The organism is Shinella sp. JR1-6 (genome assembly GCF_004284735.1).
In the GTDB taxonomy this organism is placed as follows: domain Bacteria; phylum Pseudomonadota; class Alphaproteobacteria; order Rhizobiales; family Rhizobiaceae; genus Shinella.
On the sequence record NZ_SHMI01000001.1, the window covers coordinates 355,444 to 381,221 of the forward strand.

At 63.3% G+C, this 25,778-nt stretch carries 27 protein-coding genes; 6 read left to right on the plus strand and 21 right to left on the minus strand.

The window, feature by feature from the left end; translation table 11 throughout:
* Window positions 1-42 precede the first annotated feature (42 nt).
* The gene (locus tag EXZ48_RS01600) at window positions 43-1,038 is read left to right on the plus strand and encodes an SIS domain-containing protein (RefSeq protein WP_023516170.1); all 996 of its coding nucleotides are present in this window, start codon (window positions 43-45) and stop codon (window positions 1,036-1,038) included.
* 60 nt (window positions 1,039-1,098) lie between these two features.
* Here EXZ48_RS01600 and EXZ48_RS01605 read toward each other — a convergent pair whose 3' ends face one another.
* The 10 genes from EXZ48_RS01605 to EXZ48_RS01650 form a co-directional block, all read right to left on the minus strand.
* Complete coding sequence (locus EXZ48_RS01605) at window positions 1,099-1,557, minus strand: NfeD family protein (RefSeq protein ID WP_050746170.1); 459 nt, start codon at window positions 1,555-1,557, stop codon at window positions 1,099-1,101.
* A 1-nt stretch (window position 1,558) separates the two neighbouring features.
* Window positions 1,559-2,590: an SPFH domain-containing protein gene (locus tag EXZ48_RS01610; RefSeq protein ID WP_024271655.1), complete on the minus strand. Its 1,032-nt coding sequence runs from the start codon at window positions 2,588-2,590 to the stop codon at window positions 1,559-1,561.
* Window positions 2,591-2,687: 97 nt separating this feature from the next.
* Window positions 2,688-3,719, minus strand: a complete 1,032-nt coding sequence (gene hemH / locus EXZ48_RS01615) for a ferrochelatase (RefSeq protein WP_130514226.1) — start codon at window positions 3,717-3,719, stop codon at window positions 2,688-2,690.
* Window positions 3,720-3,915: 196 nt separating this feature from the next.
* The gene (locus EXZ48_RS01620) at window positions 3,916-5,844 is read right to left on the minus strand and encodes a 5'-nucleotidase C-terminal domain-containing protein (protein WP_130514106.1); all 1,929 of its coding nucleotides are present in this window, start codon (window positions 5,842-5,844) and stop codon (window positions 3,916-3,918) included.
* A 205-nt stretch (window positions 5,845-6,049) separates the two neighbouring features.
* The gene (gene omp10 / locus EXZ48_RS01625; protein ID WP_023512861.1) at window positions 6,050-6,421 is read right to left on the minus strand and encodes an outer membrane lipoprotein Omp10; all 372 of its coding nucleotides are present in this window, start codon (window positions 6,419-6,421) and stop codon (window positions 6,050-6,052) included.
* 171 nt (window positions 6,422-6,592) lie between these two features.
* Entirely contained in the window at window positions 6,593-8,044 is a 1,452-nt protein-coding gene (locus tag EXZ48_RS01630; RefSeq protein ID WP_050746168.1) for a homospermidine synthase, read from the minus strand.
* A 133-nt stretch (window positions 8,045-8,177) separates the two neighbouring features.
* Entirely contained in the window at window positions 8,178-9,071 is an 894-nt protein-coding gene (locus EXZ48_RS01635; RefSeq protein WP_130514107.1) for a DUF3445 domain-containing protein, read from the minus strand.
* On the minus strand, window positions 9,068-9,700 hold the full coding sequence (locus EXZ48_RS01640; RefSeq protein WP_130514108.1) for an aminotransferase class IV family protein: 633 nt from the start codon (window positions 9,698-9,700) through the stop codon (window positions 9,068-9,070). The genes EXZ48_RS01635 and EXZ48_RS01640 overlap by 4 nt, the downstream gene beginning before the upstream one ends.
* Window positions 9,685-10,842, minus strand: coding sequence for an aminodeoxychorismate synthase component I (locus EXZ48_RS01645; protein ID WP_050746165.1), 1,158 nt, complete (start codon window positions 10,840-10,842; stop codon window positions 9,685-9,687). Before EXZ48_RS01645 ends, EXZ48_RS01640 begins: the two co-directional genes overlap by 16 nt.
* Before the next feature lie 21 nt (window positions 10,843-10,863).
* A complete protein-coding gene (locus EXZ48_RS01650) occupies window positions 10,864-12,711 on the minus strand; it encodes a M3 family oligoendopeptidase (protein ID WP_130514109.1) in 1,848 nt (615 codons plus the stop codon).
* 177 nt (window positions 12,712-12,888) lie between these two features.
* Between EXZ48_RS01650 and EXZ48_RS01655 the strand changes: the two genes are divergently transcribed.
* Window positions 12,889-14,421 carry a sigma-54 dependent transcriptional regulator gene (locus EXZ48_RS01655; protein WP_050746163.1) on the plus strand — a complete coding sequence of 511 codons (1,533 nt, stop codon included), beginning with the start codon at window positions 12,889-12,891 and terminating at the stop codon, window positions 14,419-14,421.
* Between the two features lie 175 nt (window positions 14,422-14,596).
* On the plus strand, window positions 14,597-16,390 hold the full coding sequence (locus EXZ48_RS01660; RefSeq protein WP_371687632.1) for a DUF882 domain-containing protein: 1,794 nt from the start codon (window positions 14,597-14,599) through the stop codon (window positions 16,388-16,390).
* 129 nt (window positions 16,391-16,519) lie between these two features.
* Here the strand turns inward: EXZ48_RS01660 and EXZ48_RS01665 are convergent, their stop codons facing one another.
* From EXZ48_RS01665 to EXZ48_RS01675, 3 genes are all read right to left on the minus strand, one after another.
* Window positions 16,520-16,783: a DUF2312 domain-containing protein gene (locus tag EXZ48_RS01665; protein ID WP_023516225.1), complete on the minus strand. Its 264-nt coding sequence runs from the start codon at window positions 16,781-16,783 to the stop codon at window positions 16,520-16,522.
* 97 nt (window positions 16,784-16,880) lie between these two features.
* Window positions 16,881-17,186: a DUF1244 domain-containing protein gene (locus EXZ48_RS01670; RefSeq protein WP_130514110.1), complete on the minus strand. Its 306-nt coding sequence runs from the start codon at window positions 17,184-17,186 to the stop codon at window positions 16,881-16,883.
* Between the two features lie 10 nt (window positions 17,187-17,196).
* Window positions 17,197-17,985, minus strand: coding sequence for an N-formylglutamate amidohydrolase (locus EXZ48_RS01675; RefSeq protein ID WP_130514111.1), 789 nt, complete (start codon window positions 17,983-17,985; stop codon window positions 17,197-17,199).
* A 281-nt stretch (window positions 17,986-18,266) separates the two neighbouring features.
* On the opposite strand from EXZ48_RS01675, the gene EXZ48_RS01680 reads away from it, so the two are divergent.
* Both EXZ48_RS01680 and pyk read left to right on the plus strand, forming a co-directional pair.
* Window positions 18,267-18,656, plus strand: coding sequence for a DUF1036 domain-containing protein (locus EXZ48_RS01680; protein ID WP_306414950.1), 390 nt, complete (start codon window positions 18,267-18,269; stop codon window positions 18,654-18,656).
* A complete protein-coding gene (gene pyk, locus EXZ48_RS01685; protein WP_024271184.1) occupies window positions 18,656-20,095 on the plus strand; it encodes a pyruvate kinase in 1,440 nt (479 codons plus the stop codon). The genes EXZ48_RS01680 and pyk overlap by 1 nt, the downstream gene beginning before the upstream one ends.
* Before the next feature lie 4 nt (window positions 20,096-20,099).
* Here pyk and EXZ48_RS01690 read toward each other — a convergent pair whose 3' ends face one another.
* The 6 genes from EXZ48_RS01690 to EXZ48_RS01715 all read right to left on the minus strand — a co-directional run bounded on the left by EXZ48_RS01690 (window position 20,100) and on the right by EXZ48_RS01715 (window position 24,015).
* Window positions 20,100-21,107 carry an alpha/beta fold hydrolase gene (locus EXZ48_RS01690; protein WP_130514227.1) on the minus strand — a complete coding sequence of 336 codons (1,008 nt, stop codon included), beginning with the start codon at window positions 21,105-21,107 and terminating at the stop codon, window positions 20,100-20,102.
* Between the two features lie 94 nt (window positions 21,108-21,201).
* The gene (locus EXZ48_RS01695) at window positions 21,202-21,819 is read right to left on the minus strand and encodes a hypothetical protein (protein WP_050746176.1); all 618 of its coding nucleotides are present in this window, start codon (window positions 21,817-21,819) and stop codon (window positions 21,202-21,204) included.
* An 80-nt stretch (window positions 21,820-21,899) separates the two neighbouring features.
* The gene (gene ykgO / locus EXZ48_RS01700; protein WP_024271182.1) at window positions 21,900-22,025 is read right to left on the minus strand and encodes a type B 50S ribosomal protein L36; all 126 of its coding nucleotides are present in this window, start codon (window positions 22,023-22,025) and stop codon (window positions 21,900-21,902) included.
* A 213-nt stretch (window positions 22,026-22,238) separates the two neighbouring features.
* Window positions 22,239-23,297 (minus strand): 5-(carboxyamino)imidazole ribonucleotide synthase, encoded by a 1,059-nt coding sequence (locus EXZ48_RS01705; RefSeq protein WP_130514112.1) that lies wholly within the window; start codon window positions 23,295-23,297, stop codon window positions 22,239-22,241.
* Window positions 23,294-23,761 carry a 5-(carboxyamino)imidazole ribonucleotide mutase gene (gene purE / locus EXZ48_RS01710; RefSeq protein ID WP_037408602.1) on the minus strand — a complete coding sequence of 156 codons (468 nt, stop codon included), beginning with the start codon at window positions 23,759-23,761 and terminating at the stop codon, window positions 23,294-23,296. The genes EXZ48_RS01705 and purE overlap by 4 nt, the downstream gene beginning before the upstream one ends.
* Window positions 23,762-23,811: 50 nt before the next feature.
* Window positions 23,812-24,015, minus strand: a complete 204-nt coding sequence (locus tag EXZ48_RS01715) for a YdcH family protein (RefSeq protein WP_024271181.1) — start codon at window positions 24,013-24,015, stop codon at window positions 23,812-23,814.
* 216 nt (window positions 24,016-24,231) lie between these two features.
* Between EXZ48_RS01715 and EXZ48_RS01720 the strand changes: the two genes are divergently transcribed.
* The gene (locus EXZ48_RS01720; protein WP_024271180.1) at window positions 24,232-24,405 is read left to right on the plus strand and encodes a YdcH family protein; all 174 of its coding nucleotides are present in this window, start codon (window positions 24,232-24,234) and stop codon (window positions 24,403-24,405) included.
* Window positions 24,406-24,593: 188 nt separating this feature from the next.
* Here EXZ48_RS01720 and EXZ48_RS01725 read toward each other — a convergent pair whose 3' ends face one another.
* Both EXZ48_RS01725 and EXZ48_RS01730 read right to left on the minus strand, forming a co-directional pair.
* Window positions 24,594-24,854: a helix-turn-helix transcriptional regulator gene (locus EXZ48_RS01725; protein ID WP_023514873.1), complete on the minus strand. Its 261-nt coding sequence runs from the start codon at window positions 24,852-24,854 to the stop codon at window positions 24,594-24,596.
* Window positions 24,855-24,926: 72 nt separating this feature from the next.
* Window positions 24,927-25,697 carry a sulfite exporter TauE/SafE family protein gene (locus EXZ48_RS01730; RefSeq protein WP_023514874.1) on the minus strand — a complete coding sequence of 257 codons (771 nt, stop codon included), beginning with the start codon at window positions 25,695-25,697 and terminating at the stop codon, window positions 24,927-24,929.
* Window positions 25,698-25,778: the final 81 nt, after the last annotated feature.

Here is a 25,778-nt window from a genome sequence, read left to right on the forward strand (position 1 = left end):
TTCGTGCATGGACAGAAGATTGCAAAAGCGCTAACGAGGCGCATGATCAAAAGACAGGCAAAAGTTGACAGTGCCGGCGCCATTGCCTCGGCAATCCGTACCGTCGAAACCGAAAAGGCTGGCCTTGCCGCCCTTTCGACGGCCCTTGAAGGGCGGCTCTTCGACGCATTTTGCGAAGCTGTTCGCGTCATCGGCGATATCAGCGGCCGCGTCATCGTGACGGGTATCGGCAAGTCGGGGCATATCGGGGCGAAGATCGCCGCGACGCTTGCCTCCACCGGTACGCCATCCTTCTTCGTGCATCCCGTCGAGGCCAATCACGGCGATCTTGGCATGATCGGGCGTGACGATGTCATCCTCGCCATGTCCTGGAGCGGCGAAACGGCCGAACTGCAGGGTATCGTTTCCTATTCCCGCCGTTTCTCCATCCCGCTGATCGCCATCACGTCAGGCGAGCGCTCGGCTCTTGCCCGCGAGGCGGATACGCTGCTGCTGCTGCCGAAGGAGCAGGAGGCCTGCCCGCACGGCCTGGCGCCCACCACCTCCACGCTGATGCAGCTTTCCCTCGGTGACGCGCTTGCGGTTGCCCTTCTCGAAGCCCGCGGCTTCACCGCAACGGACTTCAAGACCTTCCACCCCGGCGGCAAGCTCGGTGCCAGTCTTTCCCATGTCGGCGACATCATGCACAGCGGCGAAAACATGCCGCTCGTTCCTCTCGGCACGTCTATGCCGGATGCGGTTCTGCTCCTGTCGCAGAAGCGTTACGGCTGCGTCGGCGTCATCAATGACGAGGGCATTCTCGTCGGCATCGTCACCGACGGTGATATCGCGCGCAACCTTTCGCGCAATCTTGCCGAACTCAGCGTCGACGAGATCATGACGCGCGGCCCCAAGACGGTGAAGCCGTCGACCTTGGCAACCGCCGCGCTTGGTCTGCTCAACCAGTACAACATTTCCGCGCTGATCGTTACGGACGAGACTTACCGTCCTGTCGGCGTCGTGCATTTCCACGATCTGCTGCGAATCGGCGTTGCCTGATCCGCATCCTCCACGGCTCGTACCAAAACCCGCATTTCCCGGAAATGCGGGTTTTTTGTTTCAGGCAGGCTCGACCATGAGATCGCGGCCATTGCTGGCCGTGACGCGCACGCGCGCGCCGACCGGCAGGTCCGGGCCCTGCACGCTCCACATCGTATCATCGAGGCGAATGCGACCGCGGCCTTCGCTGATCGGCTGCTCCAGCGTCGCGGTGCGGCCGACGAGGCTCTGGCCGCGTTGATTGAGATGAGGCTGGTCGGAGGCGGTGCCGCGTGCGCTGACGATGCGCCGGCCGATCAAAACGGCGACAAGCGACAGAACGGCAAAGACCAGCCATTGCACATGCCAGGTCCAGAAGGCCGTCTCCCAGAGCAGCAGCGAGAGAGCGCCGGTGATAACTGCCGCGATGCCGATCCAGACGAGGAAGACGCCGGGCATCAGCACTTCGAGGATCAGCAGCACGATGCCGAGTACCCACCATGCCCAGGGGCCGAGTTCCGTGACGATGCGCTGGATCATTTCAGCTTCCCTGCGGCGTATCGAACGGGTTTCGGAACGCAGGCGTCGAGGCGGTGGTTGTCGTGGCGGGCGTCGACTGGCGCGTGCGCGGCGTGCTGGCCACCTGCGCGCCGCCGCTCCCAAAGACTTCCCTGGCGATCGCACCGATACCGCCGAGCGAACCGATGAGTGAGGAAGCCTCCATCGGCATCAGCACAACCTTCGAGTTCGGCGCCTTGCCGATCGAGGCCATAGCCTCGGTGTACTTCTGTGCGACGAAGTAGTTGATGGCCTGCACGTCACCGGCTGCGATGGCCTCGGAGACCATCTTCGTTGCCTTGGCCTCGGCTTCGGCGAGGCGTTCACGCGCCTCGGCATCACGAAACGCCGCTTCGCGCTGGCCCTCGGCCTCGAGGATCGCAGACTGCTTGGCGCCTTCCGCGCGCAGGATCTGTGCATTGCGCGAGCCCTCCGCTTCCAGCACCTGCGCGCGCTTTTCACGCTCGGCCTTCATCTGCCGCGCCATGGAATCGACGAGGTCCTTCGGCGGCGCGATGTCCTTGATCTCGACGCGGGTGATCTTCACGCCCCAGGGATTGGCGGCCTCATCGACGACGCGCAGAAGCTGGTCGTTGATCTTGTCGCGGTTGGAGAGCAGCTCGTCGAGGTCCATCGATCCCATGACCGAGCGGATGTTGGTCATGGTGAGGTTGATGATGGCATGCTCGAGATTGGCGACCTGGTAGGCCGCCTGGGCGGGGTTCAGAATCTGGTAGAAGGCGACGGCGTCGGAGGCGACGCTGGCATTGTCGCGTGTGATGACTTCCTGCGTCGGGATGTCGAGCACCTGCTCCATCACGTTCATCTTCGCACCGATGCGGTCGATAAAGGGGATGATCAGGTTAAGGCCGGGATCCAGCGTACGCGTATAACGGCCGAAGCGCTCTACCGTGTACTGATATCCCTGCGGAATGGTCTTGATCCCGGCAAAAAGAATCAGGATGACCAGCACCACGAGGGCGATGACGACGATATCCAGTCCGGCTAAATCCATAGTTCTTCTCTCCAACAGACAATGCGACGCGGCGCCACTTTAAGGAATACGGACCGCGACGCCAGTCTATTTGGACGAAGACAAGATTTATCCGGTATCAGATCCAGCCGGAAAGCTCGCGTCGCACGACCTTTTCGAGGACGGCCATGCCCTCGGGCGAATCGTTGAGACAGGGAATGTGCGCGAACTTTTCGCCGCCATTGTGCAGGAAGCTCTCGGCGGCCTGCTCGGCGATCTCCTCCAGCGTTTCCAGGCAGTCGGAAACGAAGCCGGGATTGAGAACGGCGATGCGCTTGATGCCTTCCTGTGCCAGCTTCTCCACGGTCTTGTCCGTATAGGGTTGCAGCCATTCTTCCGGCCCGAAGCGCGACTGGAAGGTGACGACGAGCTTCTCCTTCGACCAGCCGAGCCGTTCGCGCAGCAGCCGTGCGGTCTTCTGGCACTGGCAGTAGTAGGGATCGCCCTTGTCGAAATAGCTTTGAGGAATACCATGGAACGAGGTCAGCACCCGCTCGGGTTCCCAGTCGAGCGTTGCCAAGTGCTTCTCGATCGAGATGGCGAGCGCGTCGATATAGGCCGGGTCGTCGTGGTAGGGCGGCACGGTGCGTAGGGCGGGCTGCCAGCGCATCTTCAAAAGAGTCTCGAAGGCCTTGTCGTTGACGGTTGCCGTGGTTGCGGCCGCATATTGTGGGTAGAGCGGGAAGACGAGGATGCGCTCGCAGCCGGCCTTCTGCAGATAGTCCATGCGCGAGGCGATGGAAGGCTGGCCGTAGCGCATCGCCCAGTCGACGACGACGTCGGAGCAATCGGAGAGGGCCGTTGCCATCAGCTCGGCCTGGCTGCGCGTATAGGTGCGCAGGTAGCTCTCGTTCTTCTCCTTGTTCCAGATCGTCTCGTAGGCCTTGCCGACCTTGCCCGGGCGGGTGTTGAGGACGATACCGAAGAGGATGGGATACCAAGCGATCCTCGGCCATTCGATGACGCGCTTGTCGGTCAGGAATTCCTTCAGGTAGCGGCGCATCGAGGTGTAATCGGTACCATCGGGCGTGCCGAGATTGACCAGCAGCACACCGACCTTACCGTGTTTGACGGGCGTGTGGTCGGCGGGCTTGGCGGCGATGTCCTGCATGGTGCGGTCCTCGGCGTGCGGGGTGTCGTTCATTGCTCTTGGGCTTTTTCTTCTTGCAAGTGCGGGTGCAAGACCGCGGCATGCGCGCCGGATTGCTCTTAACGCGGCGGACGCCCGGTCGGCTCAGAATCGTTCTAAAAAGAAATGCCGGCCCGGGAAAGCCCGGGCCGGCAGAAATAGTGGAGACAAATTGTCCTTATTTGGTCGGGATGGACAGTTCCGTCCCGACATGCAGGGCGCGCGGCCGCGGATTGCCGTTGGCTTCCGCGATCTTGCGCCACAGCGTGCCGTCGCCATAGGCCGCCTTGGCAAGATCCCAAAGCGTGTCGCCACGGGCGATGACATGCTTGCCGCCTGCCGCCACCGTTGCGGTTTCTGCCGTCGTGGTCGTGGTGCCCGATGCGGCTTCGCCGGATGTTGCGGTGCCTTCGGCCGACTTGGTTGCCGTTTCGCCTGCAGCGGGCTTGGCCTCGGTTCCGGTCGCTGTCTCCGTGCTTGCCGGGGTCTCGACGACCGTGGCATTGGCGACTTCCGTGATGCGGCCGTCCGTATAAGGCTGGTAGGGGCGATGTGCTGCAAGATAGTCGGCGACGACCAGTTCCAGGTTCGGGCCGAAATCGTAAGCGTTCTGGCCCGCCTTGGCGAAGACCGAGTAACCGTCACCGCCGGCGCGCATGTAGTTGTTCGAGACGATGCCGTAGGTCTTGGCCGGATCCAGCGGCACGAAGGCCTCTCCTTCCTTCACCTCGACGGAGACGACGCGGCTGCCTGCCGGCTTCGACTTGTCGAAGGAATATTTCATGCCGGAGACCTGCGGGAAGCGGCCAGCGCCCTCCTCGATCTGGCCAAGGCCGTTTTCGAGAGCGGCGACGAGGTCCGAGCCCTTGAGCTGGAAGGTCGCGACCGTGTTCTGGAACGGCAGCACCGACAGCACTTCGCCCATGGAGACCGGGCCGCCGTCGATGGAGGCGCGCAGGCCCCCGCCATTGGTGATGGCGATGGTCATGCCCTGGCTCTTGGTGCGGTCGAGGATGGCGTCAGCCACCAGATTGCCCATCGCGCATTCGGCGGCGCGGCACACTTCGCGCGAGCCGTCGATCGGCGCGGCGCTCTCGGCGACGATCTTGTTCTTCAGCTCCTCGATCGGGCCGCCCAGCTCCTTGATGCGGGCGAGCACGGCCTCGTCGGGCTTGATGGAGCCGTCGATCAGCACCGGTTCACCGGAGGATTCCTTCACGACGCCCGCATCGTCGAAAACGACCTTGAGATTGCCGAGATACTTGGAGTAGGCCGCGGCCTGCACGACGGGCACCTTGTAGCCGCCGGGATTGTCGACCAGCGTCGGGTAAGGGCCTTCCGCCTTGTCCGAGGTGTTGGAGAGGAACGTGTTGGTGTGGCCGCCGACCACCACGTCGACGTCGGGGATCTTGGCGATGGCCGCAAGGTCGCGCGGATAGCCGACATGGGTCAGCGCAATGATCTTGTTGACGCCCTGCTTCTTCAATTCGCCGATGGCGGCGGTAATGTCGGCGACGTCGTCGCCGATCAGGACATTCGGGCCGGGCGAGGAGAGTTCCGCTGTGTCGTTCGCCACCGCGCCGACGATGCCGATCTTCTGGCCACCCTGGTCGAGCACGATGAACGGCTTGATGCGGTCGCCGATCTTCGAGGAGGCGCTGGCCGCGACGTTCGCGGTGACGACGGGGAACTGCACCTTGTCAAGGAAGGTCGCGAGGCCATCCTCGCTGTCGTCGAATTCATGGTTGCCGACGGTCATGGCGTCGAACTTCATGAGATTGAGGAACTCGGCCTCCACCGCGCCCTTGTAGGTGGTGTAGAAGAGCGAACCCTGGAAGTTGTCGCCTGCATTGAGCAGCAGCACGTTCTTGCCCGTCAGTGCCTGGCGCTGGGTGTCGATCGCGGTCTTGAGGCGGGCGACGCCGCCGAAGCACTCACCCTTGCCTTCCTCCTCGGCAGAGCAGGTCGAATCGAACTTGTTGATCGCCTCGATGCGCGAATGCAGGTCGTTGATGTGCAGGATGTTCAGCTCGTAATCGGCAAGCGCCGAGCCGCTGGAGAGCGCGATGATGGAGGCGGCCAGAAGGCCGGATCGGAAAAACGTCATGGTCCTCTTCTCCTTGTTTGCCCGCGATGCCGCGGGAGGGGCGATCCGTTTCTCGATAAACCGGAAACATGACAGCCAGCCGGCGGATGTTTTCACCGGTCGCGGAGGAGTTCAAGAGAAAAGGTGAGGGGCCACAGGCCGCGCATGTTTATGAGGTAAAACGAAAAAAGGGCCTTGCGGCCCTTTCCGTTCATATGCCGGTCGCTCAAGCCCGGCGGGCAAGCGAGAACTGTGCGCCTTCCGCCGTCGTGCAGTTCAGCTGGCTCTGGCTGACCAGCGCGCAATTGACCTTGGACTGGGTGTTGCGCACCAGCGAGGTCATGTTGATCTCGACCAGCGTCGGCGAGGTGTTGATGTAGGTACCGGAGGCGAGAAGCTGGTTCGTGTCGGTCGTGCGCGTCGTGAACGTGCCGGCCTGGAAGGTGGAGACGATGCCGTTCGGGTCTACCCAGGCCCCCTCCACGCCCTGCGCCACGGGGCGCTGGGTCACCGGCAGGTCGCGCGGTGCGCGCTCGGACTGGCACGAGGCAAGCGCGACGGCGGCGGTCAGCAGGCTGAGGACTGTGATCGGCTTCATATGGGTCTCCCAGGGTCACGGCGGCGCGAACCACCCGTCCAATTCGGCAAACCATGCCGCGAAGAGACGTCGAAAGCAAGACGCGCCGCCGGGGCGACGGGCATTATCCCATTGAAAGCGAAGACGCCCGCGGTTTTGCCGCGGGCGTCCTGTTGCGAAATGAAGGCCGGTTCAGCGAACCAGAATGTTCCTGAACTGCCACGGATCCTTCGTGTCGAGGTCTTCCGGGAAGAGGCCCGGGCGGCCGTCGAGCGGGGTCCAGTCGGTATAGTGGCCTTCGACCGGGCCGAGATAGGGCGTCTGCACTTCGAGGCAGCGCTTGTAGTCGACCTCGTCGGCTTCCACGATGCCGGCCTTCGGGTTTTCCAGCGCCCAGACCATGCCGGCGAGCACGGCGGAGGTCACCTGCAGGCCGGTCGCGTTCTGATAGGGGGCGATGCGGCGGGTCTCTTCCAGCGACAGGCGCGAACCGTACCAGTAGGCGTTCTTGTCGTGGCCGTAGAGCAGCACGCCGAGCTCGTCGACGCCATCGACCAGTTCGTTCTCGTCGAGAACGTGCAGGACGGGCTGCTGGTTGCCGCCATTGCCGAACATCTCGTGCAGCGAGATCACGGCGTCGTTGGCCGGATGGTAGGCGTAGTGGCAGGTCGGGCGGTAGGTGACGTGTCCGTCCTTGTCGCGCACGGTGAAGAAGTCGGCGATCGAGATCGACTCGTTGTGGGTGACGAGGAAGCCGTATTGCGGGCCGGGCGTCGGGCACCAGGAGCGCACGCGCGTGTTGGCGCCGGGCTGTTCCAGGTAGATCGCTGCCTTGCAGCCCTTCTTGTGCTTCTTGGCGTTCTTCGGCATCCAGTTCTCATGGGTGCCCCAGCCGAGTTCGGCCGGCTGCAGACCTTCCGAGATGAAGCCCTCGACCGACCAGGTGTTCCAGAAGGTGTTGAACGGCTTCGGGTTCTTGGTGCGCTGGGTATCGCGCTCGGCGATGTGCACGCCCTTGACGCCGACCTTCTTCATCAGCTTGGCCCAGCCTTCGCGGTCGTCCTGCGTCGGCTCATCGAACTTGATGTCGAGATCCCTGGCAAGGTTCACAAGCGCCTGCTTGACGAACCAGGAGACCATGCCCGGATTGGCGCCGCAGGTGGAGACCGCGGTCGTGCCGCCGGGGTTCTTTTCCTTTTCCTTGCGCAGCGTTTCGCGCAGCGCATAGTTGGTGCGGTCGGCGTTCTTCATGCCCTTGTCGAAGTAGAAGCCGAGCCAGGGTTCGATGACCGTATCGACATAGAGCACGTCGAGCTTGCGGCAGAGCTTGATCAGGTCCACCGAGCCGGTATCGACCGAGAGGTTGACGCAGAAGCCCTGGCCGCCGCCTTCCGTGAGGAGCGGCTTCAGGAGGTCCTTGTAGTTCTCCTTGGTGACATGGGCCTTGACATGGCGCACGCCGTGGCGGGCGTAGATTTCCGCGTCGGCGGCGTCTTCGCGCGGCTCGATGACGATCAGCCGGTTCCGGTCATATTTGAAGTGGCGCTCGATCAGCGGCAGCGTGCCGCGCCCGATGGAGCCGAAGCCGATCATCACGATCGGGCCGGTGATCTCGCCATAAACCGGATAGGTGCTGTCTGCCATTTGGTTCTCCTGCGGACGGCCGCTTTTGCTGTAAAATCAGGGTCTCGACGGGCCCCATAGCATAATATGGCAGCGCTAGAGCACAGTTTTCTGTCACAATAAAGGGCGGCCGTGGTTTTCCGTCGTGATATTCTTAACCGGCCGCAACCGCCCGCAATTCCGCCACCAGCGCCGCCCTTTTCGTGGCGAGCCCCTTGTAGGTCGCTTGCGGCAGGTTCAGCGCTTCCAGCTGGTCGGCAAAGACGAGCGCAATCTTCCGCGCATCGGACAAGGTGCGCAGCGCGGCAAGCGGATCGGTATAGATGCGGATGGTGAAGAGGATGTCGCCGGAGACCGGCAGCTTGCGCAGCGTTTGGCGTTCGACGCGGGCGAAGGTGGTCTCGAGCGACAGTGCGTGCCCGTCCGGCAGGGCGCCATGGGCCTTGGACGCAGGGTAGTGCAGGTCGGCATCCGGATTGATCGACCAGTTGAAGCGGAAGACCGGTTGCTCGACCTTCAGATTGTCGAACATGCGGTTGATCAGAAGGGCATTGCGCGTACCCTCGCCGAAATCCGGTACGGGCGCATGGATATCCTCCATCCGCCGGCCGAATTTCTCCGGCAGGGACCACGAGGAGGGGAAGGCGACGTAACCGGCGACAAGGCGCCAGCCTGTTTCGTCGCGCCGCATCAGCACGAGGTCCTCCTGCACAAGCGCACCAGCGGTGACAAGCGGCGCATCGTCGGCGTCGAGGGAAATGGTACGCGCATCGGTGGCGATCGCCGAGCCTTCGCGGCGATAGAATGCGGGATGCTGCGTCGCCACATGGTCCGCGAGAAGGTCGAGAACCTCCTGTTGTGCGGCACGCGTGCCGACCTCCTCCACGAAGACGACATCACGCTGGTCGGCGATCAGCCGGTCCTTTTCGAGAAGGTAGCGCTCGAGATCGCCATCCGGTTCGATCCAGCGTGCAGGGTCGAGCGGACCGAGGCCGATGGTGAAGAGGCGGGCAGAGCCATCATAGGGCGTGTAGGCGGGTGTTTTCATGAAAGCGTTGCCCGGATGAGCCCGCGCAAGGAATTGCCGACGAAGACCGTGCCCTCGCCGAAGTCTTCCGGTCGCAGGATCTGCTCAGCTGCCTTGCCGCTTTCCAGCAGTTCCTGCCGCAGCACGCCGGCCAGCAGGCCACAGGCGAGCGGCGGTGTCTTGAGGATACCCGTGCCGTCATCCAGGAAGAGCGAGGTGATGGTGCCCTCGCAAAGCATATCGTGTTCGTTGAGAAGGAGGACTTCGTCTGCCGTTTCGGTGGGGAATTCGGCGCGGGCCGCGGCATAGGCGGCGCGGCGTGAGGTCTTGTGGCGCAACAGTGGATCCACGGACGAAAGGCGGGTTCTGGCGATTTTCAGGCGCCAGATCGCGTCGGGCGCGAGCGGCGTGAACGGAGCCGTCTGCACGTCGATCCGGCCGTCGGCAAAAAGTTCGAGACGGATGCGCAGAGGCGAGATACCCGGCAGAGCAGGAGCGGCGAGCGCCGTTAATAGGGCCTGCCGCGCCTCCTCTGCGCCGTTCAGTCCAAACACACTCGCCGAATGTGCGAGCCGCGTCAGATGCCGTTCCAGCCGCAGGAAACCGGTGCCGGGTTCCCAGCGCAGGGTCTCGATCAGCGAGAGATCCATTGATCCCCCACCGCAAAGCGCGCCTTCAGCAGGCACTCCTCATATTCCGCTTCGGCGGTCGAATCGAAGACGATGCCGCCGCCGACATTGAAGACCGCTTCGCCTTCTTCGAAGATCGAGACGGTGCGGATCGCCACGTTGAAGCGCATGGTGCTGTCGGGCGCGATCACGCCGATCGCGCCGCAATAGGCGTCGCGCGGACCATCCTCCAGGTCGTGCAGGATTTTCATGGCGCTCATCTTCGGCGCGCCGGTGATCGAGCCGCAGGGGAAGAGGGCGGCAAAGATGTCGCGGATCGAGATGTTGGGCAGCAGTTTCGCCCGCACATGGCTGACCATCTGGTGCACGGTCGGATAGGTCTCGACGGCGAAGAGTTTGGGCACGGTGAGCGTGCCGACCTCTGATATGCGCGAGATGTCGTTGCGCAGGAGGTCGACGATCATGCGGTTTTCCGCCTGCGATTTCGGATCGGCCTGCATGGCGGCGATGATGTCTGCGTCCTCCGCCGCATTGGCGCCGCGCGGCGCAGTGCCCTTCATCGGATGCGTCTCGATCCAGCCGTCCTTGTCGATATCGAAAAAAAGTTCCGGCGAGCGGGAGAGGAGAAGCGGCCCGTCGAGCGAGACGAAGGCGCCGTAGCGCACGGGCTGGCGTTCGATCAGCGACCAGAAGGCGGCGAGCGGATCGCCGGTCCAGCGGGCACGGATCGGCATGGTGAGGTTCGCCTGGTAACAGTCGCCCTCCCTCAGATGCCGGTGCAGGCGGCCGAAGCGGCTGCGGTAGGTCTCGAAATCCCAGCCGGCTTTCGGCTCGGTGAGGAAGGGTTCGTTTTCCGTGCGCTGGCGCGGTCTTGCCAGCGGATGGTCGTCCGCCGGCTTTTCGAAGATGCCGAAGCTCATCAGCGGCGTCGGGCGGTTCTCCGGCGCGAAGGGCGCCAGCTTCTCCTCGAAGAGATGGCCGGCCTCATAGCTCATGAAGCCGGCGATCCAGTGGCCGTTGTCATGCGCCGCCTGCAAGGCCGCGAAGGCGGGTTCGAAGCCGGCGCGATCGCGCACGGTGACGAGGCCAAGCGGCTCGGCGAAAACCACCGTCCGGTCCTCGCGGTCGTCCCTGAGGAGCACAAAGCGTTCGCGGTCGGTCATGCGCGGCTTCTTCTTTCGAGATCAGGCCTTATCAAGCGCTTCCAATTCGTCGATCAGCCCTTCGATCATCGACAATCCCTTGCTCCAGAACGACGGATCGCTCGCATCGAGGCCGAACGGTTTCAGCAGCTCGGTGTGGTGCTTGGTGCCGCCGGCCTTGAGCAGGTCGAAGTATTTTTGCTGGAAGCCGGCTTCGGCTTGGCTGTAGACGGCATAGAGCGAGTTCACGAGGCAATCGCCGAAAGCATAGGCGTAAACGTAGAAGGGCGAGTGGATGAAGTGGGGGATGTAGGCCCAATAGGTCTCGTAACCCTCGGAAATCCGGATCGCCGGGCCGAGGCTTTCCTCCTGCACGGAGAGCCAGAGTTCACCGATCTGGTCGGAGGTGAGTTCACCCTCTTTGCGGGCGGTATGCACCTTGCGCTCGAATTCGTAAAAGGCGATCTGGCGCACGACCGTATTGATCATGTCCTCGACCTTCTGGGCGAGCATCGCCTTGCGCTCGCGCTTGTCCTTGGTCTTGTCGAGCAGACTGCGGAAGGTCAGCATTTCGCCGAAGACCGAGGCGGTCTCGGCAAGCGTCAGCGGCGTCGAGGCCATCAGCGCGCCCTGGCCGCCGGCCAGCACCTGGTGCACGCCATGGCCGAGTTCGTGGGCGAGCGTCATCACGTCGCGCGGCTTGCCCATGTAGTTGACGAGCACATAGGGGTGCGCGGAGGGTACCGTCGGATGCGCGAAAGCGCCCGGCGCTTTGCCGGGGCGCACCGGCGCGTCGATCCAGCCCTTGTCGAAGAATTCTCGGGCGATATCGGCCATCTCGGGCGCGAAGGCGCTGTAGGCTGACAGCACGGTATCGCGCGCCTCGCTCCACGGAATGATTGCGTCGGGTGTCTCGGGAAGGGGCGCATTGCGATCCCAGAATTCCATCTGCTCCATTCCGAGCCATTTTGCCTTCATCGCATAGTAGCGGTGCGAGAGGCGCGGATACGCGTCCCGCACGGCAGCGGCGAGGGCCGCAACGACCTCGGGTTCGACGCGGTTGGCGAGATGCCGGCTGTCGGCGATGTCGGAAAAGCCGCGCCAGCGGTCGGCGATTTCCTTGTCCTTGGCGAGCGTGTTGGTGATCAGCGTGAAGGTGCGGATATTATCCTTGAAGGTTCTTGCCAGCGCTTCGGCGGCCTTGCGCCGGTCGTCCGGGTTGGGCGACTGGAGCTGGTTGAGGGCGATTTCCAGCGGCACGTCCTCACCGTCGATCGTGTAGCGCAGCGAAGCCATGGTCTCGTCGAAGAGGCGGTTCCAGGCCGCCGCGCCCGTCATGGATTTTTCGAGGAAAAGCTGTTCCGTTTTGTCGTCGAGCTGGTAGGGCTTGTCCTTGCGCAGATCCTCGATCCAGGGGCGGTAGTGCGCGGCAAGCGCGTCCTTCGCCAGCGCCGCTTCGATGCGCTCGTCCGCTATCCTGTTGAGTTCAAGCGAGAAAAACAGAAGATGCGCGCCGAGATCGGTCAGCTTGGACTGGATGTCGCCGTAGAATTTGCCGTTGGCCGGATCGGTCGTATTGGTGAAATAGGTAAGGCCGGCGAACGAGATGAGGCGGCCCATCACGTCTTCCAGCGCCTCGAATTCGCTTACGGCCGCGCCGATGCCGTCGTCGCCGGTTTTTTCCGTCGCGGCGTTCAGCTTGCCCTTCCATTTTGTCTCGAAGGCGAGCGAGCCGGCTTCTGCCTTCTTCATGTCGCCTTGGAATTCGGGGGAGGTCTGCGAGGGATAGAGATCGGCAAGATTCCAGCCGGGAAGATCGCCCAGTTCGGCGCTGGCGGCAGCGTCCGCCGGCGCGAAGTCGATGCGGGGGGATTGGAAAAATCGGGTCATCGTCTGTCTCTCTTCCAGGTGGGCGGGCAGGTGGGCGGATCGGCCCCTTGCTTGCGTCGGCGTTGGTTAAAATGCAAGCTTTTCTCAAAACGGCATGTTCAACCCTTTCTGCCATGGTCCCCTGGTGTTGAGTTCCCTTGGGCGTGCATGACGCACGCTTCAGGCAAGGAGGTTCCAGTGACGGCCCATATTCTTGTCATCGACGATGATCCTGTCCAGCGCAGGCTGTTGAAGAACATGATCGAGCGCTCCGGCCATGTCGCCCATATGGCGGAAAACGGCCGTGCGGGGCTCGATCTGCTCGATCGCAAGGGCGGTCTGATCAATGTGATCCTGCTCGACCTGATGATGCCGGAAATGAACGGCTCGGCCTTCCTCGATGCGCTTGCCGAGCGGGAGAACACCATCCCCGTCATCGTGCAGACGGGGCAGGGCGGTATCGAGACGGTCGTGATGGCCATGCGCGCCGGCGCCTTCGATTTCGTGGTGAAGCCGGTCTCACCGGAGCGGCTGAACGTTGCCGTCGGCAATGCGCTGAAGATGGACCAGCGCGAAGGCCGCGGCCGCGGCGGGCGTCGGGGTCGCAGCGAGGCCGTACATTTCGACGATATCGTTTCGGCCAGCCCCGAAATGCTGCGCGTCATCGAGCTTGGCCGCCGCGCCGCCCAGTCGAACATCCCTGTCGTGCTGGAAGGCGAATCGGGCGTCGGCAAGGAAATGGTCGCGCGTGCCATCCAGGCGGCCAGCGACCGGGCGCAAAAGCCCTTCGTTACCGTCAATTGCGGTGCGATCCCGCACAATCTCGTCGAAAGCATCCTGTTCGGCCACGAGAAGGGCGCCTTCACCGGTGCGACGGAGCGCCATACCGGCAAGTTCATGGAAGCCGACGGCGGCACGCTGTTCCTTGACGAGATCGGCGACCTGCCGCTTGAAGTGCAGGTGAAGCTTCTGCGTGCGGTGCAGCAGGGCGAGATCGAGACGATCGGCGCCCGCTTCCCGCAGAAGGTCAACGTCCGCCTCATCTCTGCGACCAACCGCGACCTCATCAACGAGGTGCGCGAGGGTCGCTTTCGCGAGGACCTCTACTATCGCCTCAATGTCTTCCCGGTGACGATCCCGGCGCTGCGCAAGCGCAAGGAGGACATCCCGGTTCTGGTGCGTGCATTCGTGCAGCGCTTTGCCGGCGAACAGAAGCTCGCCCGCCCGCTTGGCGTCTCCGCTGCCGCCATGGCGCTGTTGACCGCCTATGACTGGCCGGGCAACATTCGCCAGCTCGAAAACGCCATCTTCCGTGCTGTCGTGCTTTCGGAAGGCGCAGAACTCACCGCCGCTGATTTTCCGCAGATCGCCGCACAGGTTCCGGGCTACGGCCTTGCCGAAGACGGCGTCGTCACCTGGGAATCGGCGAGCCAGCGTCTGCCCGAGCCGGCCGCCGAAACGCGCCTGCCCAGCGTCTATCCGGACTTTCGCCCGAACGATTCGGCAAGCGTCGAAACCGGGCCGGACAACGCCATTGCCAGCGTCGACAAGGGTGGCCACGTGCGCAAGCTGGCCGATGTGGAGGAGGAATTGATCCGCTTTGCCCTGAAGTTTTATCATGGCCAGATGAGCCAGGTTGCCCGCAAATTGGGCATCGGCCGCTCGACTCTTTATCGCAAACTGAAGGATTATGGCATCGACCCGGACGATCCGTTGAAAGAAGCTGCGTAAAAACCCCTTGAATCCCGGCCACTTGCGATTTCTCGATTGCCGTTTATTCCCTGTTAGTGGATTGTTCACTATAACGGGTGCGCAACGACGAGTGTGGCGTATTTGCCATGCTCTCACCGCAATTGGCAGTCATCTGGGATAACGGACGTTCGTTGTCCTTCGGACGGGGAAAGAGTTGGCAAATTTGTTCGCATCGATGAAGCGCCCCGGGGCCTCCCTGGGCAGCCTCTGCAAGACAGTGTTGCAAAAGCTGCCTAAGGCATTGTCCACGGCTGTGCTGTCTGCTGCCCTCATCCTGCCCACGGCCATTCCCGCGACGGTCCAGGCCGAGAGCGGCAACCGCACGCTCAAGCTCTATTTCATCCATACCAAGGAAAAGGCCGAGATCACCTTCAAGCGCAACGGGCGTTACGATGCGCGCGGCCTGAAGCAGATCAACCAGTTCCTGCGCGACTGGCGCCGCAACGAGCCGACGAAGATGGATCCGCGGCTCCTCGACCTTGTGTGGGAAGTCTACCAGAAGGTGGGCGGCAAGGGTTACATCAACGTCGTCTCGGCCTATCGCTCGCCGGCAACCAACGGCATGCTGCGTTCGCGCTCCAAGGGTGTGGCGAAGAAGAGCCAGCACATGCTCGGCAAGGCGATGGACTTCTATATTCCCGGCGTGAAGCTCGCAAACCTGCGCGCCGCCGCCATGAAGTTCCAGGTCGGCGGCGTCGGCTATTACCCGACCTCCGGTTCGCCCTTCGTGCATCTTGATGTCGGCAGCGTGCGCGCCTGGCCGCGCATGAGCCGCCAGGAGCTTGCCCGCCTCTTCCCCGACGGCAAGACCATGCATGTGCCGACGGACGGCAAGCCGCTGCCTGGCTACCAGCAGGCGGTGGCCGACTACAAGCGCCGCGTCGGCGCGGACTCGATCCAGGTGGCCGGCGGCGGCTCGAGCCCGACCGCGTCCAAGCGCAAGGGCGGTTTCCTTGCCGCTCTCTTCGGCGGCGGCGGCGACGAGGATGAAGAACCCGAGATGATCGCCAGCAGCGCCACCATTGCCGACAGCTTCGATGAAGGCGGCGAGAGTGCGGGCGCGAAGGCGAAGGTCGTCGAAGAAAAGAAGCCGGTCGTGGCGGAAGCCGAGACGGAGCTTGCCTTCAACGCGCCGGTGCCGGGCAGCCGCCCTGCTTTCAAGGCTGCCGAGACGACGAGCGAGCTTGCCCTTGTCGCTCCGACGACGAGCGGCGCCGTTGCGGCCCTCGAAGCGGCGACGACCGAAGAGCAGAAGCCTGAATTCGAGGACCTTGCGACCTACAAGATCCCGCTTCCCGTCATGCTCGGTGCGCGCACCGAGCCCGGCGATGCCGAGCCTGGTGCGGTCATGACCGCCGAAGCGGCCGTCGAGGATGCGGAGGAGTTGGCCATGGTTCCAGTGCCGGGCCTGCGTCCCGAGGTCTCGCTTGACCAGACGCAGACCGCGCTGATGGCGGCTGCGGAAGCCGATGTCGCGCTGCCGACCGCTGCCGACCGCTCCGGGCTTGCCGCGCTTGCCGATCCGACGACGGATGGCACTGCCGGCGGTCCGGTCGAAATGGCGGCGCTCGTCTCCACCAATGCCGGAGGCACGCGTTCGCTGGCCGGGCTCGACGCCTTCGACGGCAAGCCGGCGGAAGAGACGATGTCCAAGGGCGGCCGTCCGAAGAAGAAGGATGCCGATGCGGCAAGCCGCGGTGCCATCCGCACCGAGCCGAAGCTGACGCAGAAGATCATCTCGCAATGGGCGCTGACCCAGGGCCGTGTCGCGACGCTCTCGAAGCCCGTCAAGGCGCCGCGCTTCGTCAGCCGCACACTGCGTGCCGCGCCGACGACGGTCTACATGGCCGGCTTCCAGTCGGAAGGCAAGTCGATCGATGCCGGTCGCTTCAGCGGAACCGCCGTCAACTTCATGGAAGTGCGCAAGTTCCAGAACGCCGAGAACTAAGGTTCGCCGATCATTCCAATAAAAAACCCGCCGGAGCGATCCGGCGGGTTTTTTGTGGTCTGACCTTGCCTCTTCTCAGCCGCCATCCTCGAGATTGACCCGAGCATGGCCAAAAAAGAGGGAGACGGCTCACGCTTCCGGTGGAAGTTCGATCATGCCGAGGGCCTGCAGGTAGGTGTCGAGGATGGCTTCCTGCTCCATGCGCTCGTCCTTGTCCTGCTTGCGGATCTGGATGACCTTGCGCAGGATCTTGGCATCGAAGCCGGTTCCCTTGGCTTCGCCATAGACGTCCTTGATGTCGTCGGCGATGGTTTTCTTTTCTTCCTCGAGGCGCTCGATGCGCTCGATGAACGCGCGAAGCTGGTCGCGGGCGACGCCGTGGGCATCCGACATGGTCTTCTCCTTGGGTGGGATAAAATTCGAAGGCCGTGACTTGCCGCGAACTTCCGGCAAGATCAAGGCCTCCCGCCGATTTTCACGGGGGTAAGGCTCATTCCTTCGGGCGGTTCACCTCGAAGGCGGCCTCCTGTGCCTCGCTCGCCTCGCGCTGGTGGCGCGCGCGCCATTCTTCGTAAGGCATGCCGTAGACGATCTCGCGGGACGCCTCCTTGTCGAGCGGCACGCCCGCTTCGTTCGCCGCCTCGCGGTACCAGTTCGACAGACAGTTGCGGCAGAAGCCGGCGAGGTTCATCAAATCGATGTTCTGCACGTCGCTGCGCTCGCCGAGATGCTTGAGGAGGCGCCGGAAGGCGGCGGCCTCGAACTCGGTCTGCTGTTCCTTGCTGAGCTCGGTCATCGTCTTGGCCTCAATAGGGTCCCGTGCGGGAGGGGAATACGGTATAGGTGTGCAGCGTCTCGTCCGCATTCAACCGGGCGAAGACCGGAGCGAGGCGCTCCACCCAGCGGGCAATGCCTGCCGCATCGCCGATCTCGTCCTGGCGGATTTCGATGAGGGCATGCGGAATGCCGGGCTTCATGCAGTGGCGGAACATCGTGTCGCCGCGCAGCGCCCCGTCATAGGGCTCGTTGTCGCCCACCACGACGTCGCCGGGCGCTTCAAGCGCCGCCAGCAGCGCGTGCACGGCGCGGGGATCGCTGTCCCAGAGCACGGTGACCTGCCAGGGGCGGGCGGCACCCTTCCAGGCCGGCGTGAAGGAATGCATGGAGAGGACGAGCGGCGCCTTGCCGGTCTTGTCGGCAACGGCGCCGATCGTACGGGACACGGCATCGTGATAGGGGCGATGGAAGGTTTCCAGCCTGTATTGCCATTCTTCTGATGTGATTGGGTGATTGCCTGGAATGATCGCGCCGTCGGAAATGCGCATGATGAGTGTCGGATCGTCCTCGCCGCGATTGGGGTCGATCAGGAGACGGGAAAAGCGGCTCATGACGACCGGCGCATTCAGCCGGGCATTGAGGCCGCGCACCACGCCCTCGACGCCGATATCGTAGGCGATATGGCGCTCGAAGGCGCTGTCCGGCAGGCCGAGGCGGCCATAGCGTTGGGGGAGATGATGGGTGGCGTGGTCCGCCAGGATGACGAGCCCGAGGCCGAGGTCGCCGTCAATGATTTCGAAGGGGGAGTGATCCTGCATGCCTTTTGCCGAATTGCGCCGCTCATGCCGACTGATCGCATGGGGCGATGGGAGCCGCAAGCGCAGCCTCTCGCCTTTCAGGAAAGATTCCTTCTCCTGTCGTGAAATTGTAATCGATTAGTGTTGCGTTGACATTCATGCCCTGCCGTCGCAAGAAAGCGCTTATTCAAATCAACGGAGTTGCATCGGAAGCCGTGAGAGCCAAGAGCCATCGCCCGTTTTTCCCGAAAGCCCGCGGCCTCTTCCAGGCCGGCCTTTTCGCCTTTGCCGGCTTTGCCGCGCTGTCCGTGCCGGATACGGCGAAAGCCGATTTCCGCGTGTGCAACGGCACACAGAACCTTGTCGGCGTCGCTATCGGCTACCGTGCCAAGGAAGGCTGGATGACCGAAGGCTGGTGGCAGGTTCCCGCGACCACCTGCGCCACGCTGATCGAGGGTGAGCTGCAATCGCGCTACTACTATCTCTATGCCGAAGACGCCGCTCGCGGCGGCCGCTGGACCGGTGACGTCAACATGTGCGTCGCCGAGAACGAGTTCAAGATCACCGGCGTGCAGGACTGTTTCGCACGCGGTTTCCAGCGCATGGGCTTCAAGGAATATGACACGGGCCGACAGGGGAGCTGGATGGTGCAGCTCTCAGATACGCCAGGGACCCAGGAAAGCCAGAACTGATGAGACGGAACAGAAAAGTTAAAATCCTCGCCACGCTCGGACCCGCATCGTCCGATGAGCAGATGATCCAGAAGCTGCATGAGGCCGGGGCCGATCTGTTCCGCATCAATATGAGCCACGCCAGCCACGACGTGATGCGCACGCTGATCAGCCGCATTCGCGCGGTGGAAGCCCGCTGTGGTCGCCCGATCGGCATTCTTGCCGATCTCCAGGGGCCTAAGTTGCGCGTCGGCAAGTTCGCCAACGGCTCGGAAGAGCTGAAGCCCGGCCAGACCTTCACGCTCGACAACAAGGATGTGCCCGGCGACAACACACGCGTCTACCTGCCGCACCCGGAAATCCTCGAAGCCGTCAAGCCCGGCCATCGCCTGCTGATCGACGACGGCAAGCTGCATCTGCGCGCCGAAACCTCCGATGGCAAGTCCATCGTCTGCACGGTCGTCTCCGGTACCAAGATCTCCGACCGCAAGGGCGTCAGCCTGCCCGACACGCTGCTCGGTGTCGGCGCGCTGACCGAGAAGGACCGTGTCGACCTCGATGCGGTTCTGGCTACCGGCAGTGTCGACTGGGTGGCGCTTTCCTTCATCCAGCGCCCGGAGGATCTTGCCGAAGTGCGCAAGGTGGCCCGCGGCCGCGTAGGCCTGATGTCGAAGATTGAAAAGCCGCAGGCGATCGAGCGTATCGACGAGATCATCGAACTGTCCGACGCGCTCATGGTGGCGCGTGGCGACCTCGGCGTGGAAATGCCGCTGGAAGCCGTTCCGGGCCTGCAGAAGCAGCTTATCCGCGCCTGCCGCCGCGCCGGCAAGCCGGTCGTCGTCGCCACGCAGATGCTGGAATCGATGATCTCCGCACCGGTGCCGACCCGCGCCGAAGTCTCCGACGTCGCGACCGCCGTCTTCGAGGGTGCCGATGCCGTGATGCTGTCGGCCGAATCCGCCTCGGGCGACTATCCGGTCGAAGCCGTCTCGACCATGGCTTCGATCGCCAGCAAGGTCGAGCGCGACCCGCACTATCCGGGCATCATCTATGCCCAGCGCTCGACGCCGGAAGCAACGGGCGCCGATGCCATCTCGCTGGCTGCCCGCCAGATCGCCGAGACGCTGAAGCTGTCGGCCATCGTCTGTTACACGTCTTCGGGCACGACGGGCCTGCGCGCCGCGCGCGAGCGGCCGGATGTGCCGGTCCTGGCGCTGTCGCCGGTCATCGAGACGGCGCGCCGTCTCTCGGTCGTCTGGGGCCTGCACTGCGTCGTCACGGGCGATGCGGAGGACCTCGACGATATGGTGAACCGCGCCTGCCGCATCGTCGTCGCCGAAGAGTTCGGCAAGCCGGGCGACCGCATCATCATCTCGGCCGGTGTGCCGCTGCGCACGCCCGGCGCGACCAACATGCTGCGTATCGCCTATATCGGGGCGGACGGCGTCAGCGGCGTCTGAGCCGTCATTCCTCGTGATCTTTCGCAAGGCGGGCCTCGGCCCGCCTTGCTGATTCCTGGAGGTCGCGCGGCTTGCCGGCGATCTTTTCCAGTGCCTCGATTGCAAGACCGGTGACGATATAGTCCGGCTTGTGGCCGAGATTGCGGATCCAGACCAGTTCCGATCCCGCTATGTCATGCGCCAGCCCCCGTGAGTGGATCTCCTCGTAGACGACACCGTCCGTGTCGCCGGTTATGATCACCGTCGGTGTATGGATCGCGCTGTAGCGTGGCTGGATGCGGCGGACATAGTCCAGGAGATTGGCGACATCGGTGGCGTTGTTGCGGAAGGCGTCGGGGCGCAGAACAAGGGCGGGGGCCGTCTCGGTTATATAGCCGTCGGGGCGCCTGTTGGGTGCGAAGACGAAGTGTGTGCCGCTGTCGATGCGGGACAGGCCGGCAGGAAGCGCGACGATGCGGGTGAAGAGCCAGCCGAGAACGGGCATTTTTGCGACGTCGTAGTACCAGTCGATGCCGCCGGGCCAGGGGTGGGTGGCCGGGGCGAGGAAGAGCAGGCCGGCCGTCTTCTCGGGATGTTCCAATGCGAAGCTTGCGGCGATGGCGCCGCCGAAGGAGTGGCCGACGATGATCGCCCTCTCGATGCCCCGTATCTCCATCAGGCGTGCGATGGCGTGGGCCTGCCCGTCCGGCCAGGCGTTTTCCGGCCCGCCGCGCTCTGAATAACCATGGCCGGGCCGATCAAGGAAAAGCATGGTCGCCCGGCCCTCCAGCTGTGTCCGGAAGGCATGCATCTGGTCGCGCAGGTTGCCGCTGGCGCCGTGGATGAAGACGATGGGAGGCAGATCGGCATCTGCGCCTGCGGTCACCAGCACGCTGTTCATGCGAAAGCCGCCGACATCGACCAGCTCACCGATATTGGGGAATGCCGCCTCGATCGCTCGTGCCTTCCACGCCGTGAAGGCGTAGCCAGCAAGAGCAAGGGCGAAAGGGAGGGCGAGCAGGGCTGTCAGCATGGTGCGGAGGGCGGAGGGCAAGGCAGGGTCCGGTTTCAGGCGGTGGAAATAACCGATCTACGAAAACCGCGCCGTGCCGGTTCACTGCCGAAGGTTATGTCCGCTGGCCGGTCAGCTTTTCGGCAAGGTCCCCCATTTCCTTCTGCGCCTGCCGCTCGGTTGGATAGATGTCGAGGAAGCGCTCCCAGGCTCTCAACGCCATCTCGTCCCGGCCCGACTGCGCGAGGATCGCGGCCATGCCGGCGAGTGCGCCGAAGTGGCGCGGTTCGATGGCCAGCACCTGGTTGATGTCGGACATCGATTTGCGATAGTTGCCCATCTTGAAGTGCAGGGTGGCCCGTCGGTTCCAGCCTTCGACATAGTCGGGCTTCAGGCGAATCGCCTCATCGAGAAAATCGAGCGCCGCGGCGTTCTTTTCTTCGGATATTGCCTTGTCGGCCCACTGGATCAGGAGGTTGATGCTGGCACTACCCGAATCCTGCCATTCCCGGCGAATCTGGTCGGCGATGCCGCGGGCGCTATCCGCGTTTCCCTCGTGTTTCAGCTCGCTGAAGAGCTTGTCGAGGCGTTGTGCCGGGGTCGTGAAGGCGCTGGATGCAGCTGGATCGACGGATGCCTTTACGGCCTGCGCAAGCGCGGCAGTCGGTGCGGTGCCGATCAGGGAGAGGGAAAGGCAGAGTGCTGAAAGCATAAAAAAGCGCATGGCGGTTATTGTAAACCGCCATGGCCCAACTTCAAATCGATATTTCTCGATCACCACATCCCATTGCAGGATGGCGACCGCGGCGACAATCAGCCCTGACGAGCCTTGAAGCGCGGGTTCTGCTTGTTGATGATGTAGATGCGGCCCTTACGGCGAACAAGGCGGTTCTCGCGATGACGAGCCTTGAGCGACTTGAGCGAATTCTTGATCTTCATTTTTCTGATCCGCGTATTGCAGGGCGACTCGAGTTCGCCGGATTTCCTCAATCAAAAACGCGCCGTTTCGGGCGCGCTTTCGGGTTGGCAGGCATGTACCCTGTCACTTTTGTGCTGTCAACCATTTGCGGCGGGTTTTCCGCGACACAGGCTGGTTTTCCAGCGTCCCTGACGGCTTTTTTGGCCTTTGCGCGCAGTTTTCCCGGAATCGCATCAGCCCAGAATTTGCGTGACATGCCCCATTTTGCGGCCTGGCCGGGCTTCCGTCTTGCCGTAGAGATGAACAAGCACGCCGGGTCTGGCGAGCCATGCGGGAACGTCCTCGATATCGTCGCCGACGAGATTCTGCATCACGCAATCGGAATGGCGGCGAGGGTCGCCGAGCGTATGGCCAGCGACGGCGCGGATATGCTGTTCGAACTGCGAGATGACGCAGGCCGCCTCCGTCCAGTGGCCGGAATTGTGCACGCGCGGCGCGATCTCGTTGGCCACGAGCCCGCCATCCGGCAGCACGAAGAACTCGACGCCGATGACGCCGACATAGCCGAGCTTGTCGAGTATGGCGCGTGCGGCCTTGCGGGCCTGGTCCGCGGTCGCCTCGCTGATGCGGGCGGGCAGGGTCGAGGTGTGCAGGATGCCGTTCTGGTGGACGTTTTCCGCCGGGTCGTAGCAGGCGATCGTGCCGTCGCGGTCGCGTGCGGCAATGATCGACACTTCCCGCTCGAAGGGCACAAGGCTCTCGAGGATCAGCGGTACGCCCCCAAGTGCCTCGAAGGCGCCGTCGCGCTCTTCGGCGGGTGAACGAAACAGCCGCTGGCCCTTGCCGTCGTAACCGAGGCGGCGCGTCTTCAGCACGCCGACGCCGCCGAAGCGGTCGAGCGCGTCTTCAAGCTCGGCCTGGCTGTCCACGGCGGCGAAGTCGGCGGTGAGGATGCCGCAATCGCGGATGAAGCGCTTCTCGACGAGCCGGTCCTGCGAGACCTCCAGCGCGCGCGACGGCGGATAGACCGCTACGGCGGCGGCAAGCGCCTCGGCGGCGGAGACCGGCACGTTCTCGAATTCGTAGGTCACGACGTCCGAGACGCGGGCAAGCTCTGCAAGCGCATCCGGATCGTCATAGGCTGCGACGATCTGGGCGTTGGCGACCTGCGCGGCCGGACAATCGGCCTGCGGTTCCAGGATCACGGTCCGCAGGTTCAACCGGGCAGCCGCCATGGCCAGCATGCGGCCAAGCTGGCCGCCACCGATAATGCCGATCGTGCGTGTGCTCATAGCGGGCCGTCCACGGGGTACTCGGCGATGGCGTTCGACTGGTTCTCCCGCCATTCATCGAGGCGGTGGGCGAGCTCGGGGTCGCTCAGCGCCAGAACGGCAGCGGCGAGCAGGGCGGCATTGACGGCGCCGGCCTTGCCGATGGCGAGCGTGCCGACCGGGATGCCGGCAGGCATCTGCACGATGGAGAGCAGGCTGTCCTGGCCGGAGAGCGCCTTGGACTGGACCGGAACGCCGAAGACCGGCAGCGGCGTCATCGCCGCGGCCATACCGGGCAGGTGGGCGGCGCCGCCGGCGCCGGCGATGATGATCTTGAAGCCTTCCGCCCTCGCGCCGCGGGCGAAGCTGTAGAGCCGGTCTGGCGTGCGGTGCGCCGAAATGATGCGGGCCTCGTAATCGACGCCGAGCGCATCGAGCGTATCGGCGGCGTTTTTCATCGTCTCCCAGTCGGACTGGCTTCCCATGATGATGGCGACGGGGGGCGTTTCTGTGGTGTCCAAGGCGTCTCGTCCGGTTAGGCGATGATGTCGGGGATGATCTGGTCTTCCAGCTTGGAAATCTTGTCCTTGAGGACCAGTTTCTTCTTCTTCATGCGCTGGATTCTGAGGGCTTCGCAGCCGACCTGGATCATTGCATTGATAGCGGCATCGTAGTCTTCGTGCTCCTGGCGAAGCCGTGCGGCGGCAAGCCGCAATTCAGCCTGTTCCTGGTCTGCCATGCTATTCTTTCCCCGTCGTCGGCGGCGCGGCAGAACCGCGGTCCCCAGCTTGTATGAAGGCTGCTCCTACCACGAAACCCCTGGTAACGGGAAGTTATCCCTTGCCACGTTTTCGCCTTCGACAAATGAAAAATGACATGGCACACTAGTTCTGTTGCAACCTGGATCACCCGGCATGCAAATGACCGGGTGCAAGCAAAAGGAAGGAACTGTCACATGACGATTGAGGCTCATCTGGCCACGCTCGAAAAGAAGCACTTCGCTCTGGAAGCAGAGCTGCACGCTGCAATGAACCAGCCCTCCTCTGAGGACCAGACGATTGCAGACATCAAGCGTCGCAAGCTGCGCATCAAGGATGAGATCGAGCGCATTCGCGGTTCGTCTCACTGAAAGGACAGGGATTTTTCCAAAATTACGGAAGGGGTGAGGGTCGCGGAACAGTTGGTCTGTATGGGAGGACCAGGGTAGGAGCCCATTTCGCGAAACCGCTCCCGGTACACGAAAACATTAGATGTCGAGACGCCCTGGCCGCCATGATGACGCGCCGGGGCGTTCTGTTTCAGGATGGGACGAAGGCGTTACGCCCAGAACTGGTCGAGCCAGAGATTGAGCCGGTCGAAGCCCTTCGCGTTGATGGCGTAGATGCGCTTCGTGCCTTCGGATTTGACGCTGACGAGATTGCAGTCGAGCAGGGCCTTCAGATGCTGCGAGACAGCCGGGCGGCTGATCGGCAGACCTTCGGAAAGCTCGTTCACCGTGCGCGGCGCGCGGCGCAGCTCCTCCAGCAGGAACCTGCGGTTGGGGTCGGCAATCGCCGTAAAGGGGTCCGGGTGCGCCATGGCGGGAAGCTATGGCAAAGCAGCATTTGCGGCAAGCGTTTTGTGCGCTGCGAAGGCCCTGGATTTCCGGGCTTAGAGGAAGGCCAGAACCCCGTCCCAGGAGAGCTTCAGGCCGGCGATGAGGGCCATGGCATACATGAAGGGGTAGAAGACCTCGGGCTTCATGCGCTTGACGAGGAAACCACCGATAGCGGTTGCTACGATGGCGAGCGGCACCAGCGTGGCGGAAATCGTCAGGTTGGTCGTGTCGAGCTGGCCGAGGGCGAAATAGGGGCCGAGCTTGATCGCGTTGAGGATTGCGAAGAAGCGCACGCCTGCACCGGTATAGTCGCGCGGGGGCAGCTTCAGCGGCAGGCCGTAAACCTGGAAGGGCGCACCGCCGGCATGGGCGACGAAGCTGCCATAACCGGACAGCGTGCCGAAGAAGGCGGCAGGTAGCAGCCGGTGCGGCTTCGCCGGGACGACATAGCCGCGTCGTGCGCGCCAGCTGTTGTAAAAGTAGCGGGCGACGAAGAGCACGGTGATGAGGCCGATGATGAGGCGCAATGCGTCGCGTGGCACATAGGCCGATGTCGCCCAGCCGATCGCGATGCCGACGAGGGCGCCGGGCAGCAGCATTTTGAGCAGCGTGCGATCGTTGTGCTGGCGCCAGATCCAGAGCGAGACGCAGTCCATGACCACGAGGATGGGCAGCAGGATGGCGGCGGCTTGCACCGGCGGAACGGCCATGGCAAGCAACGGCACGCCCATCAGGGCCAATGCCTCGCCCATGCCGCCCTTCGTCAAACCGACCAGGAGAACTGCGGGAATGGCGGCGTAGTAGATGGTGGGGTCGATGGACATGGAGGGCGATTGATCCTGTTCGTCCTTCCGTCTATCCGCTTTGATCTGTTATGACGAGCCTGAGTGCCGTATTCTAAGGAA